The 18,684-nt window shown below is 55.6% G+C and carries 18 protein-coding genes; 11 read left to right on the forward strand and 7 right to left on the reverse strand.

The features are described from left to right. Nucleotides 1–38: 38 nt before the first annotated feature. The 4 genes from FEE96_RS05145 to bcoG all read right to left on the reverse strand — a co-directional run bounded on the left by FEE96_RS05145 (nt 39) and on the right by bcoG (nt 3,679). On the reverse strand, nt 39–794 hold the full coding sequence (locus FEE96_RS05145) for an SDR family oxidoreductase (protein WP_138161941.1): 756 nt from the start codon (nt 792–794) through the stop codon (nt 39–41). After that, a complete protein-coding gene (locus FEE96_RS05150) occupies nt 794–2,266 on the reverse strand; it encodes a carnitine 3-dehydrogenase (RefSeq protein WP_138161942.1) in 1,473 nt (490 codons plus the stop codon). Before FEE96_RS05150 ends, FEE96_RS05145 begins: the two co-directional genes overlap by 1 nt. Nucleotides 2,267–2,278: 12 nt before the next feature. After that, nucleotides 2,279–2,671 carry a hypothetical protein gene (locus FEE96_RS05155; protein ID WP_138161943.1) on the reverse strand — a complete coding sequence of 131 codons (393 nt, stop codon included), beginning with the start codon at nt 2,669–2,671 and terminating at the stop codon, nt 2,279–2,281. A 90-nt stretch (nt 2,672–2,761) separates the two neighbouring features. Then, the gene (gene bcoG / locus FEE96_RS05160; protein ID WP_138161944.1) at nt 2,762–3,679 is read right to left on the reverse strand and encodes a 3-dehydrocarnitine:acetyl-CoA trimethylamine transferase BcoG; all 918 of its coding nucleotides are present in this window, start codon (nt 3,677–3,679) and stop codon (nt 2,762–2,764) included. 132 nt (nt 3,680–3,811) lie between these two features. Here bcoG and FEE96_RS05165 point away from each other — a divergent pair, with 132 nt between their 5' ends. Next, nucleotides 3,812–4,795: a GlxA family transcriptional regulator gene (locus tag FEE96_RS05165; RefSeq protein WP_138161945.1), complete on the forward strand. Its 984-nt coding sequence runs from the start codon at nt 3,812–3,814 to the stop codon at nt 4,793–4,795. 112 nt (nt 4,796–4,907) lie between these two features. Here FEE96_RS05165 and FEE96_RS05170 read toward each other — a convergent pair whose 3' ends face one another. Further along, entirely contained in the window at nt 4,908–5,951 is a 1,044-nt protein-coding gene (locus FEE96_RS05170; protein ID WP_138161946.1) for an aldo/keto reductase, read from the reverse strand. A gap of 145 nt (nt 5,952–6,096) precedes the next feature. Between FEE96_RS05170 and FEE96_RS05175 the strand changes: the two genes are divergently transcribed. The 5 genes from FEE96_RS05175 to FEE96_RS05195 all read left to right on the forward strand — a co-directional run bounded on the left by FEE96_RS05175 (nt 6,097) and on the right by FEE96_RS05195 (nt 10,868). Then, nucleotides 6,097–6,498: a rhodanese-like domain-containing protein gene (locus tag FEE96_RS05175; protein ID WP_138161947.1), complete on the forward strand. Its 402-nt coding sequence runs from the start codon at nt 6,097–6,099 to the stop codon at nt 6,496–6,498. A 262-nt stretch (nt 6,499–6,760) separates the two neighbouring features. Continuing rightward, entirely contained in the window at nt 6,761–7,351 is a 591-nt protein-coding gene (locus FEE96_RS05180; RefSeq protein WP_138161948.1) for a YceI family protein, read from the forward strand. A gap of 83 nt (nt 7,352–7,434) precedes the next feature. Next, nucleotides 7,435–8,658: an MFS transporter gene (locus tag FEE96_RS05185; protein ID WP_138161949.1), complete on the forward strand. Its 1,224-nt coding sequence runs from the start codon at nt 7,435–7,437 to the stop codon at nt 8,656–8,658. Nucleotides 8,659–8,745: 87 nt separating this feature from the next. Next, nucleotides 8,746–9,204, forward strand: coding sequence for a thiol-disulfide oxidoreductase DCC family protein (locus tag FEE96_RS05190; RefSeq protein ID WP_138161950.1), 459 nt, complete (start codon nt 8,746–8,748; stop codon nt 9,202–9,204). Next, entirely contained in the window at nt 9,201–10,868 is a 1,668-nt protein-coding gene (locus FEE96_RS05195) for a saccharopine dehydrogenase family protein (RefSeq protein ID WP_138161951.1), read from the forward strand. The genes FEE96_RS05190 and FEE96_RS05195 overlap by 4 nt, the downstream gene beginning before the upstream one ends. Nucleotides 10,869–10,999: 131 nt before the next feature. Here FEE96_RS05195 and FEE96_RS05200 read toward each other — a convergent pair whose 3' ends face one another. Both FEE96_RS05200 and FEE96_RS05205 read right to left on the reverse strand, forming a co-directional pair. Next, a complete protein-coding gene (locus FEE96_RS05200) occupies nt 11,000–12,706 on the reverse strand; it encodes a flotillin family protein (RefSeq protein ID WP_138161952.1) in 1,707 nt (568 codons plus the stop codon). Between the two features lie 32 nt (nt 12,707–12,738). Further along, nucleotides 12,739–13,476, reverse strand: coding sequence for an OB-fold-containig protein (locus FEE96_RS05205; RefSeq protein WP_138161953.1), 738 nt, complete (start codon nt 13,474–13,476; stop codon nt 12,739–12,741). 256 nt (nt 13,477–13,732) lie between these two features. Between FEE96_RS05205 and metG the strand changes: the two genes are divergently transcribed. The 5 genes from metG to FEE96_RS05230 all read left to right on the forward strand — a co-directional run bounded on the left by metG (nt 13,733) and on the right by FEE96_RS05230 (nt 18,682). Further along, nucleotides 13,733–15,451 (forward strand): methionine--tRNA ligase, encoded by a 1,719-nt coding sequence (metG, locus tag FEE96_RS05210; protein WP_138161954.1) that lies wholly within the window; start codon nt 13,733–13,735, stop codon nt 15,449–15,451. Between the two features lie 584 nt (nt 15,452–16,035). Further along, nucleotides 16,036–16,200: a hemin uptake protein HemP gene (gene hemP, locus FEE96_RS05215; protein WP_138161955.1), complete on the forward strand. Its 165-nt coding sequence runs from the start codon at nt 16,036–16,038 to the stop codon at nt 16,198–16,200. Continuing rightward, a complete protein-coding gene (locus tag FEE96_RS05220; protein ID WP_138161956.1) occupies nt 16,197–16,673 on the forward strand; it encodes a hypothetical protein in 477 nt (158 codons plus the stop codon). Before hemP ends, FEE96_RS05220 begins: the two co-directional genes overlap by 4 nt. Before the next feature lie 28 nt (nt 16,674–16,701). After that, nucleotides 16,702–17,970, forward strand: a complete 1,269-nt coding sequence (locus FEE96_RS05225; RefSeq protein WP_138161957.1) for an imelysin family protein — start codon at nt 16,702–16,704, stop codon at nt 17,968–17,970. Nucleotides 17,971–18,268: 298 nt separating this feature from the next. Beyond that, on the forward strand, nt 18,269–18,682 hold the full coding sequence (locus tag FEE96_RS05230) for a hypothetical protein (protein ID WP_246079316.1): 414 nt from the start codon (nt 18,269–18,271) through the stop codon (nt 18,680–18,682). The last annotated feature ends 2 nt before the right edge of the window (nt 18,683–18,684 follow it).

Raw genomic sequence — 18,684 nt, forward strand, 5'->3', positions numbered from 1 at the left:
AGGCTCAGGTCGCGGCAGTGACCTGAGCTACCGGAGCACTAGACTTTTGGGTCCGGGTTTTCTGTGTGGCCATCCACTGCGATGACCTGCCCCGACACCAGACGGGCCGCGTCAGAGGCTAGGAACACTGCCATATTGGCAATATCACCGGCTTCGACAAACCGCCCCATCGAGGTGCCTGAGGCATAGCCCTGATAGACCTCATCCCGGGTCATCCCCTTGGCCGCTGCCTCGCGCTCCAGCACGCCCTCGATACGGGGGCCTTCGACAGCGCCAGGACAGATGACATTGGCGCGAATACCATGTGGTCCCAGCTCCATTGCCAGCGTCTTGGTCAAGCCGATCACCGCCCATTTCGCAGCCGAATAGGGCGCACGGTTAGGATAGCCGTACTGCCCTGCAGTCGATGACGTCACTACGATGGCCCCCTTCCCCGCCGCCTTCATCAGCGGCGCGGCGTATTTCGCTGCCAAAAACGCCCCCTCCAAATTGACGCTGACACAGGCCTGCCAGTCTGCGAGTTCCACATCCTCTACTTTGGCCGTAGGCCCGGCAACACCGGCATTGGCACAGAGCACATCCACACCGCCGGCTGCTGCAATAGCCGCAAACACCGCCCGCATATCCTCTTCGCTGGCTGCATTGGCACGGTGAGTGATCCAGTCAGTGGGCAATTCACCCAGTCCGGCCTCGTTTACATCAGTGACCCAGACCTCATAACCGGCAGCTGCAAATCCCTCCCCCATGGCGCGGCCAATGCCGGACGCGCCCGCGGTGATCAGAACCCGCGCCATTACCGTGGCGCTCCGATAGCACGGCCCAATCCGTCTGGTGCAGGCAACGCAGCATGCGCCGTTGCCAGTTTTACCAGCGCAGCTTCTACATGTTCTGCAGGTGGTGCAGAGCGCCGGGTCGCCAAGTCCACGTGCAGCAACATGTGCTCCCCAGTGGCAAGCAAGCGGTCTCCCTCATACATCTCGTGCCAAAGGTGCATCTTCTTACCCGCTCCCAGTATCACCTGAGTTCGAACCTGAATGGAATGCCCAGCATGCACCTCGTCGATATGGCGGATATGGGTTTCAGCGGTGAAATAGCTACCGCCACTGGCGATATACTCGGCATCACAGCCAATCAACAACATCAGCCGATCAGTGGATTGCGCAAAGGCATCCAGATAACGGCTCTCGGTCATATGACCGTTATAGTCCGTCCAATCCAGCGGCACCGTGCGGTTCAGAGTCAGCACCGGCTTGGACAAATCACCAATCTGGTCGATATGGCTCAGCAACCCCGCCTCACCTTCACGCGCCTTATCCTGCACATTCTGCAGCGCACCTGCGCCCCAATCATTGGCCGACATCGCCCGCATCATGCCGACAAGATTGTCGTCGCGAATACGCTCCAGTTCGCGGATCGAGTGCATCCCCGACTGTTCATCTGATTGATCGGCAATCAGATCCACCAGTTCATCCGTGAACTCGGGCACATCCATCAACTTGGTCCAGGGCGCCGTCAGACAAGGGCCAAACTGCGCCATGAAGTGCTTCATCCCAGCCTCGCCGCCAGCCACGCGATAGGTTTCAAACAGCCCCATCTGCGCCCAGCGAATACCAAAGCCATAGCGGATTGCGTTGTCGATTTCCTCGGTCGAGGCTATGCCGTCTTTGACCAGCCATAACGCCTCGCGCCAGACTGCCTCCAGAAAGCGGTCAGCGATATGGGCATCGATTTCCTTGCGAACATGCAGTGGATACATGCCAATGCCGCTGATGATTTCCTTTGCGCGTGCAATCACATCAACCGGGTTTACGTGGGTGCCGACCAGTTCAATCAGCGGCAGCAGATAGACCGGGTTAAACGGATGCGCCACCACGATCCGGCTGGCATTACCACGGCCCTCTTGCAGTTCGGACGGTTTGAACCCGCTGGTAGAAGAGCCAATCAACGCATCCTCGGCGCAATGTTGCTGTAATTCAGCATAGACTTTCTGCTTCAGGTCCAACCTCTCAGGTACGCTTTCCTGCACCCATGCCGCGCCCTCGACGGCCTCGGCAATTGTCGCATGAAACGTCAACGCGCCCTCCGCAGGCAGCGCAACATTACCCAATCCCGGCAGGCTGCGGCGCGCGTTGCTCAGCACCTCGCCGATCTTGCGTTCGGCCTCCGGGTCCGGGTCAAACACCCGCACATCCCAACCGTTTAACAAGAACCGGGCTGCCCATCCGCCGCCGATAACACCACCACCGATGATTGCTGCTGTTTTCACTTGATCTTCCTTTTACTTCTTACATCGGACCAGATTTTCGGTGACGCCACTTTCTCCAAGGATCAGCAAACGATCCTCATGGGTCACCAGAAGCATCATCTGTTCCTGATAGCTGTAGCCTGCATCCAGACAGTCGAGATTCAGGACCCAGGAATTCGGCAGACCTGTCTCCTGGACCTTGGCAACATCGCAGCTCCATTCCATCCCAAACAGGCCATCCTTGCCATAATAGGTCGGGGTTTCGTCCCCGACGTCCCCTGCCCGCTCACACCAGTTTGCGTTTCCACTCCAGTGACCTTCCCACAGCGGCGCATCCGCGGCCTGAGCAGTCGCCGTCGTCAAAACCAAAGTGGCAATCACTTTTTGCAGGACAGAGATAGAATAGCGTGTCACTTTCAAAACCATGTCGAATTTCCTTTTCCAATACCTTTGATGGAAAAGATTATTGCGAGGCAGACTGGATCTGTCCATGTTTTCACCACATCGGAGATAGGCTTACTTCGCCACCGGTGCCCGCTTGACCAGACCCAGTTTCTCACGCACCGCATCAGGCCCGATCACGCGCGCGCCCATGTTCTCAATAATGGTGCCCGCACGTTCAACAAGCTGCCAGTTCTCAGCCAACTCACCCTTACCCAGCCACAGATTGTCCTCCAGCCCCACACGCACATTGCCGCCGCCCAGAACGCTCGCCGCAACATAAGCCATCTGGTCGCGGCCCAGCGAGAACGCCGACCACGTCCAGTCATCCGGCACATTGTTGACCATCGCCATAAAAGTATTCAGATCATTCGGCGCGCCCCAAGGCACCCCCATGCACAGCTGTACCAGTGCCGGACCGTCCAGCACACCTTCTTTCACCAACTCTTTGGCAAACCACAGATGGCCAGTGTCAAAGGCCTCAATCTCGGGCTTCACACCCAGATCGGTCATCATCTGCCCCATCGCCCGCAGCATGCCCGGCGTGTTGGTCATCACGTAGTCGGCCTCGGCAAAGTTCATGGTGCCGCAGTCCAGTGTGCAAATCTCGGGCAGGCATTCCGCAACATGCGCCATACGCTCGGTCGCGCCAACCATATCGGTGCCCGCCTCGCTCACTGGCAGCGGGTTTTCGACATCGCCAAATACCATGTCGCCGCCCATGCCAGCGGTCAGGTTCAACACCATGTCCACCTCGGACTCACGAATTCGGTCGGTCACTTCGCGGTACAATCCCAGATCACGACTTGGCACGCCGGTCTCGGGATCACGCACATGGCAGTGCACAACCGCCGCACCAGCCTTGGCCGCTGCGATCGCACTATCGGCGATTTGCGCCGGTGAACGCGGCACGTGTGGGCTGCGATCCTGGCTGCTGCCGGACCCTGTCACGGCACAGGTGATAAAGACGTCTTTGTTCATATTCAGAGGCATTTCGCTTTTCCCTGCGATGTACAGAGTTTTGCCTGAGTTATCCCCAGGCTCTTCCCCAGATTCCTGTTTGATTTGATCCCCACTGTGGCTCAGCCTTGGGGCCTGAACTTTACAATATGCGAATCGTACTTGATGAAATACGCAAAAAACATACTGCAGCCGGAAAACAGACCGCTGAAAACAGCCGTTCTGGTGCTGGACGAATGCAACACCTTGTCCTTTGCGGCCACGGTTGACCCGATGCGCGCCGCCAACCGGCTGGCCGGACGTCATGCATTTGACTGGGATTATGTCACCCCGACAAACGAGCCCTCGATGCTGACCAGCGGGTTGACTGTGCCCGGCATTCCATTGGCCCGCCTGCAAGACTGTGAATTGTTGATCGTTGTCGCTGGTTTTCAACTCGCCCGCCAGGCCACACCCAGCCTGTTGGCTGGCTTGCGCCGTATCGCCGCCACAGGCGCGACCATCGCGGGCATCGACGGCGGCCCGTGGCTGATGGCCGAGGCTGGTTTGCTAGACGGCCACGCCGCCACCACCCACTGGGAAGATCTGGAAAACTTTGCCAACCGTTTCCCCGAAGTTGACACCCGCCAGGACCGGTTCACCCTATCCGAAGGTCGCCTGACATCTGGTGGGGCCACCCCAGCGATTGAGATGATGTTGCACATCATCGGCGCGCGCCATGGCCACGGTTTTGCATCGCGCGTGGCTGGCCTGTTCCTGTATGACGGCCCCGCCGCCCCAACCCGACCACAAAGCCGCCTTGGCAGCCAAAAGCACAGCGCATTGACCGCAAGGGCCAACGCCCTGATGGAATCCTCATTGGACGAGCCACTACCGCTCAGCTATATCGCCGAAAGCCTAGGCACCAGTCCGCGCAGCCTGCAGCAACAGTTCCGCCTGCGTCTGAACACCACGCCACAGGACCATTACTTGCAACTGCGGATGGCCGAGGCCCGCCGACTGGTTACCGATACCGGCATGCCGCTAATGGATGTGGCCATGGCCACTGGCTTCACGTCGCAATCCAGCTTTGCCCGCGCGTTCCGCACCGCCCACGGCAGTACCGCGCGTGATCTGCGCCAAGATGCAGTGCAACCCCTTCGCCACTAAATTGGCGGCTGACAGTTGCATCGGCCGGGCATCCTTTTCATCTAGCCAGAAATATCCCGGAGGTGAATTGGCCACCGGCCAAGAGGGGGCAGCGCCCCCTCCCCCTTTTCCTTTAATACGGCATTGGATAGGCGCGCTGTGCCTGATCTATCTCCGCCAAGACCTCATTACTCAGCTCGACCTCCACCGATTTTAACAGATGTTTCAACTGCTCCATCGTGGTCGCACCAAAGATCGCCGAGGCCATAAAGGGCCGGGTACGGCACCAGGCCAGGGCCATATGCACCACATCCAAGCCATGCCGGTCTGCGATGTCCAGATATACTCCTACTGCGTCATAGACCCGTGGAGAATGGCGTCCACCCAGTTCGGGGTTGATAGCCTTGCGCGACCCCTCCGGCACGACACCGCCTTGATATTTTCCGGTTAGCAATCCAGTTCCCAACGGCGAAAAGGCCAGCAGTCCGACATCTTCGTTGATGCTCAGCTCCGCCAAGTCGGTGTCGTACATCCGGCATAAAAGCGAGTATTCGTTCTGGATCGACGCCACCCGTGGCATGTTCGCTTCAGCAGCAAGCCGCAGCCATTGCGCTGTCCCCCAAGCGCTTTCGTTAGACAGACCAAAGGCGCGGATGTTGCCCTTATCAACTTGCTGTTGCAAGGCCTGCAGACAATCCACCATATTGGCCAACGTCTCTTCTTTGTTCTGGCCTGAGGGATCATAACTCCAGTTTTTGCGGAACATGTAACTGCCCCGGTTTGGCCAGTGGAACTGATACAAGTCAATGTAATCGGTTTTTAGCCGTTGCAGTGAACCTTCAATTGTCGACGCAATTGTTTTGGAGGAGATTGGAGCCCCATCCCGTACAATCGCCAATCCTTCACCAGAATGTTTGGTCGCCAGAATGTAGTCTCCACGACGCCCCGTTTTGGCATTCCAATTGCCAATGATTTCTTCACTATGGCCAACGGTTTCTTGGCTTACCGGGTTCACCGGGTACATTTCGGCAGTATCGATAAAGTTCACCCCTGCCGCCAACGCGTAATCGATCTGAGCGTGAGAGTCTTCTTCAGTGGTCTGGGTGCCAAACGTCATGGTACCCAGGCAGAGTTCTGAGATCTGCAGGTCTGTGCGGCCCAACGGATTCATTTTCATATCGCGCGTTCCTCATATTTTGTTGAGCTTACAGTAGTGGGCCGACCTGCGAGCGCAAGCACAAGACTGCTAAGACTTGAGCTTGGCCTGAAAATCAGCCAGCCTGCCACCAAACGCCTCTCATCTACGCGCAAGGGACATCTCAATGACGCAAACCATCACCAAGGGTATCAAGGCGCTGTTGGCCGAAGCCAATGAGAGCGTTACCCTTTTGCCAGTCGCCGAGGCCAAAGATCTGGCAGCAAGTGAAGACTATGTCTTTGTCGACCTGCGCGACATCCGCGAACTGCAGCGATCTGGCATGATACCAGGAGCATTTTCTTGCCCTCGCGGCATGTTGGAGTTCTGGATCGACCCGGACAGCCCGTACCATAAGGCGGTCTTCAATCAGGATAAAACCTATGTGTTTTACTGCGCCAGCGCCTGGCGATCTGCACTCAGCGCTAAACTGGCAATGGAGATGGGGCTGAAACCGGTCATGCATCTTGAAGGTGGATTTAGCGAATGGGTGAAACAGGATGGCCCTGTTGTACCACGCGACGGCTAGAACCTTGAGCTCAAGCGCAAATTGCCACTGCTATCCCCAAAGGGTTCCTGCGGCCTTTAGCTTTATACATAGCAGTTCGACAGTTCTTGGGGATGTTTAGTATTGGGGCTCTGCCCCAAACCCCGGGATATTTCCAGCTAGATGAAGATCCAGCTCTTGGGATGACGACAGCTCAGATAACGACTGATGTTTTGGCGAATTCCAGAGTTAGGGTATACAACTTGGCCAACACCCCTTGTGGGCGGCAAAGAGCGGAACACAGATGATCCAGAGACGCCAAATCATAGTTGGGCTTGCCAGCACCTGTGCCATGCCAACAGCTGCCTTGGCTGTCCCGACCCACTATACACTGGTTCCGTCTGGATCACGTGTAGGCTTTCAATTCAATTTAAACGGCATTGCGCAAACGGGTACAATTCCAGTTGAGCAGGCCAAAATCACCATTGACCCACAGCAACTGGTGGCATCGCGAGTGGAGGTGACCTTAAATGTAACCAAAGCGCGCACTGGTTTGATTTTTATCACTCAGGTGATGACCGGCCCTGAAGTCTTAGATGCAACACGCTTCCCGACCATCCGATTTGTATCACGCCGGGTCATTCTTGGTGCGGCTGGGCGTCTGTCGGGTGGGGCCAAAATTATCGGTGATCTGACCCTGCGCGGGGTAACTAAACCTGTCACGCTGCAGGCGGCAATCTATCGCTCACGTGGCACAGCAGCCAACGATCTGAGCCAGCTTGACGTGACACTGAATGGGAGGATCAGCCGCGCAGCCTTTGGCGCAGATGGATTCTCCGATTTGGTTTCAGATACTGTGGCTCTGAACATCCAAGCCCAGATCAGGGCTAACTAGTAAATACCCGCACAGCGATCAGATACGACATTATTGTCGAAAATGGATAAGCCTACCTAGTTCAAGAAAGCATTCTGCCCGTTATGCGCCTGATCATTTCTTTTGCCGCCCTGCTTCTTTCTGTTGTGCTCTTACAGCTCTCTACGGGTGGCGTAGGACCACTTGATGCTATTTCGGGGCTGACTCTGGGCTTTAGTAAAGAACAAATTGGCCTGCTGGGATCGGCGCATTTTCTGGGGTTCTTTATTGGCTGTTGGTGGTCGCCACGGGTGATGGGCACTGTTGGGCACTCACGTGCCTTTGCAGCCTTTACCGCTCTGGGGGCAATTGGGCTAATCGGTCATACTCTGACGGATAGTCCGCTGGCCTGGGCCGCCATGCGGATTGCATCGGGGCTTTGCGTGGCAGGCTGTTACACGGTGATCGAGGCATGGCTGAATGCCAAAGTAACCAACGAGACCCGAGGTCGGGCTATGGGCAGTTATCGGATTGTCGATATGGGCGCCTCTCTGGCGGCGCAGCTCATCATCGCTGTTCTGCCGCCTGCGGCCTATGTTTCGTATAACTTGCTGGCCATCTTGTGCTGTGCAGCCCTACTGCCGCTGACCCTGACCCGCGCCAGCCAGCCAGAGACCCCATCGGCACCGCGCCTGCGCCCTAAGCTGGCCTGGCGCTGTTCACCACTTGCGGTGGCTGGAGTGATTGTTGCCGCGCTCAGCTCGGCCTCGTTTCGTATGGTCGGGCCACTTTATGGGCAAGAAGTTGGTTTGGGGATCGACCAGATCGCTTTTTTCCTGGCCGCCTTTGTGCTGGGTGGCGCGTTGGCGCAATACCCGATGGGCTGGCTGGCCGATAAATACGATCGCCGCTGGGTGCTGATTTGGCTGTCCGTAGCCGCAATTTTATCCAGTGGTGTCACCATCGGAGCCTCTGGATTGGGCACCTTAGCTGTGATGACCTCGGCCGCGTTGTTTGGCTTTACCACCTTCCCGATCTTTTCGGTCTCGGCCGCACATGCTCATGACTTTGCCAAATCAAACGAAAGGGTTGAACTATCGGCCGCCTTGATGTTCTTCTTTGCCCTGGGCGCTATCGCAAGCCCGTTTGTTGCCTCGGCGCTGATCGAAAATTACGGACCAAGTGCACTGTTTGCGATGATCGCACTTGGGCACTTGGGTTTGATCAGCTTTGGCTTGACCCGAATGCGCGCCCGTCCAACGCCCGAGCAACGTACACAATATGTCTACGCCCCACGCACATCCTTTGTCATCGGCCGCCTGCTGAAGCGGTCCCGCGAGAGGCGATGACCGGGTAGAATACGTGGAATCAACCTAGATTGGGCAATCTCAATTGAACAATTGAACTGCAGCGGAACCTGCGCTTAAGGTCCGTTCATGTATTTGAATAAGCCCCCCTTTTCCTACCGAAACGATAACAAGATCCCCGACTTTGCCGATGCTGGACCGATCTGTGTTATGGATGCCCAGTGCGCATTATGCGCCCGTGGAGCCAAATGGATTGCCCACAATGATCGCAACGCAGAGTTCAGGATTGTGCCGCTGCAATCAGACTTGGGCAACGCCCTGATGACCCACTATGGTATGGATCCCGACGATCCAAGTTCCTGGCTCTATCTCGTTGAGGGGCGCGGTTACGCCTCACTGGACGCCTTGATCCATGTTGGCCAACGACTGGGGCGCATTTGGAAGGTTCTGGCCATTCTACGCCTAGTCCCCAGCGGACTGCGCGACGTCCTATATCGCGCCGTAGCCAGAAACCGCTACCGCTGGTTTGGCACAGCAGATCTGTGCAGCCTGCCAGACAATGAAGTTCAAAAAAGACTCATAACGTGAAAATCATTATTCTTGGTGGCTATGGCGTATTTGGTGGCCGCCTTGCGGAGTTGCTAGCTGATACCCCCGACCTCACCATGTTGATATGTGGCCGCAACCTAGATCGAGCGACGCAGTTTTGTGATAATTTTCGAGGGGTCGCCGCAGTTCAGCCTGCTCAACTGGATCGCAGCGCACTGGATCAACATATGGACAGGTTGAGCCCTGATCTGGTCATTGATGCCTCCGGACCGTTTCAAAACTATGGGGACGACGGCTACCGAGTGATCGAAACCTGTATTCGTTTCAAAGTGAGTTATCTGGACTTTGCCGACGCTGCTGAATTTGTGTTTGGCATTTCCAAGTTCGATCAGGCAGCCAAGGAAGCCGGTATCTTTGTCCTGTCAGGTGTCAGCAGTTTCCCCATCCTGACCGCAGCGGTCCTGCGCGAAATATCCAAAACGATGGAAATTGAGACCGTTCAAGGTGGCATCGCTCCGTCACCCTATGCCGGTATTGGCCTGAACGTCATGCGGGCGGTGCTTGGCTATGCCGGCGCTCCGGTCAAACTGACCCGGAATGGCAAGCGGACAACAGCGCACGGGCTGACCGAAAGCAAGCGATGTACCGTTGCTGTGCCGGGTCTATTGCCGCTGAAGAATATTCGTTTTTCTCTAGTCGATGTACCTGAATTGCAGGTCCTACCGCCTGAAATACCTGGACTTAAAGACATCTGGATGGGGGCTGGCCCTGTTCCCGAAACTCTGCACCGCATGCTGAACATGTTGGCGAAGGCACGGGCAAAATTCAACCTGCCAAGTTTCGTTCCCCTAGCGTCGATCTTCTACAAGATCTTGAACCTCATGAAATTTGGCGAGCACCGCGGGGGGATGTTTGTTCATGTGACCGGACGCCAGGATGGTGAGCCCGTTGAACGTAGCTGGCACCTATTGGCTGAAGGTGACGATGGCCCCTATATTCCTTCGATGGCTATTGAGGCCATTGTCCGGAAACATCTGAAGGCTGAGAGCCCCGAACATGGAGCCCGCCCGGCAACGCAGGCACTAACGCTTGCCGATTACCAAGTGCAATTTGAAAACCGCACCATCTACATGGGGTTTCGCGCCCCACCGAATGCTGATGCCGCCCTTTACCGGCAGATCCTTGGCCATGCCTTTGACAGGCTCCCAACCCAAGTTCAGGCTCTACACGACGACACAGCAGCACGCACATGGGCCGGAATAGCCCGCGTGCAGCGAGGTGCCGGGTTACTATCCAAGGCATTGGGAAGACTATTCGGCTTTCCAGAGGCGACCAACCAATGCCCGGTCAAAGTTCAGTTCGAACCCCACAAGGGCGGCGAGAAATGGACACGTACCTTTGGCCACAAGTCCTTTTCCTCAGTCCAGTTTGCGGGCACTGGTCGCAACGACAAGCTGTTGGTCGAACGTTTTGGCCCTATCAATGTCGCACTTGCCCTGGTGATAGATGATGGCAAGTTATTCCTCATCCCACGCAGGTGGTCGCTGCTGGGAGTTCCCTTACCCAAGGTGTTCTTACCTTCAGGCAGCAGCCATGAGACGCAAAAAGACGGAACCTTTCACTTTGACGTCGAAATTTCCGCCCCAGTGATTGGGTTGATTGCCGCTTATCAAGGGTCTCTGGAACTCCTCGCGCAACCCTAGGCAAAAAGCACAGGCAAAGTAGAAACCGACAGCCGGTTAGGAGTTCTTTGTGGCGTCCAAAGTGCTTCTGATCATAAAAAATCAGAGCCGAATAGGATCCGGCCCTGACAAGTTTCTTTATATCTTAGCCCTTAGATCACTGGCGTTTGTGGTGTTGGCTTGTCTGACGCCTCATCGACCCCATCTTCCGGTGCGGCAATGGGTTTGGGCTGTGGGGACAAAGCCCCATTAGCCAGACCGCTTACCCCATCTTCCATTGACAGACCCAACTCTTCGCCCAGTTTCTTGAGCGCAGGCATCTGCACCGCCATGCCCATTATCGAATCCAGCGCCTGATTGACCACTGGCTTATCGCCGTCTCCACCGCCGGAACCACCGGACGCAGCCGCACCATTGCCGCCAATACCACTAACCTGGTGGATTTTAATCGAGTCGATCTTCTCGGCTGGTTTGACCATCTCAGCGATGATCGTCGGCATTGCCTCAATCCGGGCCAGGTCAACCCGCATGCGGATCTGCTCCCCTGACAGCACGTTGTCGGCTTCGACAATCGCACGCTTACCTTCCGCTTCGGCCAGCATGTCGTTCTTCTTAGCTTCAGCGCGGATGTTCAGAGCATCCGCTTCAGCCTGCGCCTCTTCGCGCCGGGCATCGGCCCGGTCGGCGGCAGCGTCTTTCTCGGCCAGCGCTGACAACCTGATTGCGGTGGCCTGACGTTCAGCTTCTTGGGTGGCCTCGATCAATACGATCTGTTTCGCGCGCTCGGCTTCAGCAACTTGGCGAGCGGTAATCACAGACTCTGTCGCCTTGGTCGCCTCGGCGCGGGCCAGATCTGCAGATGCACGAGCCCGGCTTTCCTCTTCAGACTTTTGTGCAACAATCACCTGACGGTCCTGCTCGGCCACTTCCAGCTCACGCTCTTTGTTGATCTCTGCCTCACGAATTTTGCGCTCACGCTCAATATCCGCTGACCGAATGGACTCTTCGCGAGCAATACGGGCATGCTCTTTTTCTTGCTCAGAAGTTTCATGGTGTTTGGCGATCTCAGCTTCTTGCGCCGCGCGCATCTGCTCCACCTGTTTGACCTGTTCGATCTCAGCTTGTCTTTCGTCCTGTTCAATTGACAGGCGCTCACGTTCAGCTTCCATATGGGCACGACGCACCGCGACCTGAGAATCGGCCTCAATCTGGGCACGCTCTTTTTTCGATTTGGCTATCACCTCGGCCAGCTTACGCATCCCTACCGCGTTAAATGCGTTGTTCTCATCCAAAGCCTCAAACGGGGTCTGGTCCAGCGCAGTCAGAGATACCGATTCCAAAGACAAACCGTTCTTCAGAAGGTCCTCAGACACGGCATTCTGCACTTCCTGTACAAAGTCAGCGCGTTTTTCGTGCAATCCGTCCATGGTCATCTGCGCAGCAACTGCCCGCAAGCCGTCAATCAGCTTACCTTCAATCAATTCACGCAGCTGGTTCACATCAAATGTGCGATCGCCCAAGGTCTGGGCCGCACGGGCGATCCCCTCTTCTGTAGCATTGACCGAAACATAGAATTCCACACCAACATCAACCCGCATCCGGTCTTGTGTGATCAGAGCGGCATCGCCGTTGCGTTGCACCTCCAGACGCAGGGTTTTCATGTTGACTGGGCTTACTTCGTGCAACAATGGCACAACGATAGTGCCCCCATCCATAATCACGCGCTTACCACCCGCCCCGGTCTTAACCAAACTAACTTCGCGTGTGGAACGCCGGTACAGACGACCAAGCACCAGTCCCATCAGAATAAGAAACGCCAGAACACTGGCGACGGAAATCAACAAAAACTGCAACTCCATGAGTTACCTCCAAAAATAGAATTTCAATTCAATCAGTCGGACAGGCCGACTAAAACATAGGTGCCACTGCGACGATCGCGCAGCACCAATACCTCTGTGCCCTGTTCAAGGGTTTCGTCATCGCGCAGAGGTTCGGCCCGCAGGTGATGCGCGTTGCCAAACCGATCATTTACCCGCACCTCCGCCGCACGTCCCCGGGTTGCTGTCCCCTGGGAAATCACACCGCGACGGCGCCCTAGCTGGTTCATAGACGAAGCCTCGGTTTCAGTCTGTGGCAATAGCCTGGCAAAGACCCCGCCAAAGCCACGCGCGAACCAAAGCCCAAAAGCACTAGCAGGCAGAGCCGCAAGCCAAGCCGGGGCCAGCAGGCCAAACAGTTCCTGCAGTGCAACCTGTAAACCCAGACCACTCAGGCCAAAGCCCATCAGTAAGGCCGCAAGCCAAATCAGCGTTGGCATCTTGCCAAGGCCCAACCAACTGGTCAAACCACTGCTGGCTTCAATCCCGCCTTCGACGTCGATTTCAGCATCAAACTCGGCCAACTCCAGATCGCCCGGATCTACCAGCATCCCTTCGGGGTCCAGATCAAGATCCAGATCAAAATCACCCAAGTCTGGCGCATCACCAATGTCTGGGGCAACGTCGTTGTCACCCGTCATCAAACTGCCACCCAGTAACAAAGCCACCAGTTCAAGCCCCATCAGGCCGAACAAAAGCGCCAGAGCAAAGGAAAAAGGTGCAAACGCACCTCCGAGCAGAAAGTCAAACATATATGGACCGCCAATCAGTTGGTATGCAAAGGTATACAGTCAAGGTGGGCCTCACATGACATGTTTTCAAGAGGTTAGTGAAATTCTCCTCAGCCGCAGGACAAGCTACACTCAATATTTTTCGCCTTATACACGATCTGTGCAAGCTCGTCAGCAGTCAAACCAAAGGGAATTACAGTGATCCGTTCGCAAGGGGATTTCTAACCGGACAGGTTTGCGTTAGACGGATCGTCAGACAGCTAGGCGGAAAAGCGATATGGCACGAATTCTCATTACTTCGGCACTTCCCTATATCAATGGGATCAAACACTTGGGTAACCTCATCGGCAGCCAGCTGCCGGCGGACCTGTATGCCCGTTACAATCGTGGTCGCGGCAATGAAGTCATGTTCCTGTGTGCCACGGACGAACACGGCACCCCGGCCGAACTGGCCGCTGCTAAGGCAAACCAGCCAGTCGCCGACTATTGCGCCGATATGCAAAAAGTACAGACCGACATCGCCAACCGCTTTGGCCTGTCATTTGATCACTTTGGCCGCTCATCCAGTCCGCAGAACCACAAGCTGACCCAGCATTTTGCCAGCAAACTGGCCGACGCCGGTCTGATCACCGAAGTTGCTGATCGTCAGGTCTATTCGAACGCTGATGGCCGTTTCCTACCTGATCGCTATGTCGAAGGCACCTGCCCCAACTGCGGCTATGATGGCGCCCGTGGTGATCAGTGCGAAGAATGCACCAAGCAGCTGGACCCAACTGACTTGATCAACCCCCGCTCCACAATTTCCGGGTCCACAGATCTGGAAGTACGTGAAACCAAGCATCTGTTCCTGCGCCAGTCCGCGATGCGAGATCAGCTGGACCAGTGGATCGACTCCAAAAGTGATTGGCCTATCCTGACCACCTCGATTGCCAAGAAATGGCTGCACGATGGCGACGGATTGCAGGACCGTGGCATTACCCGTGATTTGGACTGGGGTGTCCCGGTCAAGAAAGGCGATGCAGATTGGCCAGGTATGGAAGGTAAGGTCTTCTATGTCTGGTTCGACGCTCCCATCGAATACATCGCTTGTGCAAACGAATGGGCCGAAGCCAACGGCAAGTCTGATGCCGACTGGGAACGCTGGTGGCGTACAGACAAGGGCGCAGATGATGTGAAATACGTCCAGTTCATGGGCAAGGACAATGTTCCCTTCCACACCCTATCGTTCCCCGCCACTATCCTTGGTTCGGGTGAGCCGTGGAAGCTGGTCGATCACCTGAAATCGTTCAACTACCTGAACTACGACGGTGGCCAGTTCTCGACCTCAAAAGGTCGTGGGGTGTTTATGGATCAGGCGTTGGAAATCCTGCCTGCCGACTATTGGCGCTGGTGGTTGTTGAGCCATGCGCCGGAAAGCAGTGACAGTGAGTTCACCTGGGAGAACTTCCAGCAGTCGGTGAACAAAGATCTGGCTGACGTTCTGGGCAACTTCGTGTCACGCATCACCAAGTTCTGCCGCTCCAAGTTTGGCGAAGCCATTCCCGAAGGTGGCGAATATGGTGAACAGGAACAGGCTTTGATAGCCGAACTGACCACCCGCATCCGCGCCTATGAGGGCCATATGGAAGCGATGGAAATACGCAAGTCAGCGCAAGAGTTGCGGGCTATCTGGGTTGCAGGAAACGAATACCTGCAAAGCGCTGCACCCTGGTCGACTTTCAAAAGTGACCCGGAAAAAGCCGCCACTCAGGTCCGCATGGGACTGAACCTGATCCGGCTCTATGCTGTGCTTAGCGCACCGTTCATCCCAACAGCGACGGCGAGTATGCTCAGCGCAATGGACACTCTGAATACCAGTTGGCCTGATGATGTAGCCGAAGCGCTGAACGCCCTGCAGGTTGGTCACGAATTCTCGGTGCCCGAAGTCCTATTTGCCAAGATCACCGACGATCAGCGTGAAGAGTGGCAACAGCGGTTTTCCGGTGTTCGTGACTAGTTTGCGCACCTCGTATCGTTAACCCGTTACGCTTGCCCAACAAAAACGCGCCTCACTTGGGCGCGATTTTTTTGTTTTCAGCAACAATGCAGTCCGCCCACAAAGCAGAAATTGTTGACTGCTAGTAGCCCCGCGCATTCAATTGCTGGCGCGAGTAGTGGCCAATATCTGCACATGCGACAAAATCCCCGGCAACACAGGACGCTTTTTGTGCCCGCAATTCAGCTGTCGGGAAGCGATACCCTGCACAGGCTGAAACCAACACTGCCAGCAACAAACTTACGCAACAAGTCGACGGTACCAAGTCCACCTACTTATTGTCCTCCTTATGGCATCAGTCACTGTACGGTCGAAAGATAAACCGCAATTCAGCGACAATATTCTTCAGAAATTTAATTCCGACTAAAAAACTCAGGTTGACATACCTGAGTAAATAAATCAGGTTCTCCTCAATCCAGCCAACCTGTGTCGCCACAGGTCAGCCCGAACCAAATCATAGATCATATCGCCCATGCCAATACGAAACATCTCATCCCAGACACACGGCATTCAGATCGGGCGGACATCAGCAAAGGGCGACCCTCATGAACATGCACGTGGCCGAAACAACCTCAACCACCACCGAAGTTTTCCCGACCTATCATGCCGAGGAGCTGACACGCGGCGGCATCCAGGCACGCATTCTACTGAACGGTCAGATTTACAGCCTCCGCATCACACGTGCGGGCAAGTTGATCCTGACCAAATGAACCAGCAGACATCTCTTCGAGGAGGGGCCACCGTTGGCACCCTTTCCGAACTCGCCCCAATTGAAACAGCCGCTGTGCGTCACTTGCGTCAATGGTTCGCCAGTCCCGAAACGCGTCTTGAAATGCGCGACGATGTCACCAACCTGCTTGGCCCAGAGTTGTCAGAGGTTGCGCTAGAAACCTTTGGTCAGCTTTGTATGCTGTGTGTCCAATATGGCCGCCGCCCCTTGATCCGGCACGGCATAAAGTGCGCCTGCCTCGGGGCTGACGAAAACTGTTTTGCCAATATGATTGCCGCCGCCGCGGATGGTCAGATCGATGACACTATGTTGTTTGCGTCCCTTATCGTCCGTCCCGCGGTCGCCCGCCAGCTGCTCCCGCTGGCCTCTGAGTTTGGTTATTTGCTCAGACAAATGACCACAGCGACGCCACCACCACCGGCGCGTCAATCCATCTCCACCACACTTCACTGATACCAAACACCCACAAGGACATTACTTTATGAAAACGTTGATTCTTGCCGGCACAGCACTGACAACACTTGCTGCTGGTTCATCGGCGGCTTTTGCTGCTGATAAAGCTGCTGTGCTGACCAACTACTCGAACATTGCCGAGGCAAAATTTCAGGACAGCCTTGCCACTGCGCAGGTATTGCAGACCGCTGTTGAGGCCCTTTTGGCTGCTCCCTCTGTCGAAACACTGGAAGCCGCGCGCGGCGCGTGGCTGGACTCGCGCGTTCCTTATCAGCAATCCGAAGTGTTCCGCTTTGGCAATGCAATCGTTGATGACTGGGAAGGCAAGGTAAACGCCTGGCCACTCGACGAAGGCCTGATCGACTATGTTGATGCATCTTATGGCGGTCCTTCCGACGAAAACGCCTTGGCCGTGTTGAACGTTGTTGCCAACCCTGCGTTTGAGCTGTCCGGTAAATCCATCGACGCAAGTGACATCACCCCTGCCCTGCTGGAAGGCTCACTGCACGAGGCCGAAGGCGTTGAATCCAACGTCGCCACTGGCTACCACGCCATTGAATTCCTGCTCTGGGGTCAAGATCTGAATGGCACCAACCACGGCGCTGGCAACCGTCCATTCACCGACTACGCAGCAGGTGACGATTGCACCAATGACAACTGCGACCGCCGTGGTGCCTATCTAAAGGCCGCAACCGAGCTGCTGATTTCAGATCTGGAATGGATGGCTGCACAATGGGCCACCGACGGTGACGCCCGCACCTCACTTCTGGCAGACGAAAATGCCGGCATATCGGCCATGCTGACTGGTATGGGCTCGCTGTCCTACGGCGAACAGGCTGGTGAGCGCATGCGTCTGGGCCTGATGCTCAACGATCCCGAAGAAGAGCACGATTGCTTCTCCGACAACACCCACAACAGCCACTACTATGATGGCAAGGGCGTGCAGAACGTCTATCTGGGTGAATACACCCGTGTGAACGGCGACGTTGTATCGGGTGCCTCGCTCTCCGATCTTGTCATGGCCGTAAACTCGGATCTGGACGCGGAGATGCGCGGCAAGTTGACCGCGACCATGGATGCACTTGGCGCTCTCAAAGCCGCAGCTGACGGCGGTTTCTCCTATGACCAGATGCTGGCGCAAGGTAACGCCGAAGGCGAAGCCCTGGTCATGGGCGGCATCAACGGTCTGGTTGATCAGACGCAGTCGATTGAGCGTGTAGTCACCGCGCTGAAACTTGACGGTATCGCGTTCGAAGGTTCAGACTCTCTGGATAACCCAACGGCTGTATTCCAGTAAGTACCGGTCTGTTTCGGCCCGCCTTGAGAGAGGCAAGTCGGTAGTCCATTTTGACAGCTTTTGAGTTTCTATCAATGATACCTTGGCTTCAAAACAGCCTTGCAAAGGGTCGCGATTTTTCGCGGCCCTTTTTCCTGGATAACTGGAGTGAGAAGCCTGATCGCTTCATGTCCAGACTCAACCTAGCGCCACACACTATGTGATGACGCATCTATAGGGTTGTATGACGTATGATTTTGTATATGAAATTTACAAATTTTTCAGGAGATTATTTGTGAGCACACCCAAGCTACACCCAATGGCACCGGACCATATTCCATCTTATGTAGTCCAGGCAGATGGAAGCGATTTTTTGTTCAGTTTCATGGTCGTTTTTACCATCATCCTGATTGTGCTGATCGGTTTGGCCTATTTCACGCTACACGCTATCCCTGAAAAAATGGCCCACAGCTCCAATCATTCTCAGTTTCAACTGGTGGGAATTCTGGCTCTGCTTGCGCTGTTTACCCACAACGGATTGTTTTGGGTTGCCGCCATCCTTGTTGCAGGTTTCCAAATACCGGATTTCGCAGCGCCATTAAAATCTATCGCCGACGCCATTCGCTCTTTGGCCCCCCAACAGCCCGCCACTGCGCCAACTGCACCAGACACCACGACATCGGAACCAGCTGCAACGCCAACCGAAGCCCAAAATCTGGTTCAGGAGCACTAAGC

The organism is Parasedimentitalea maritima (assembly GCF_005771405.1).
GTDB classification, from domain to species: domain Bacteria; phylum Pseudomonadota; class Alphaproteobacteria; order Rhodobacterales; family Rhodobacteraceae; genus Parasedimentitalea; species Parasedimentitalea maritima.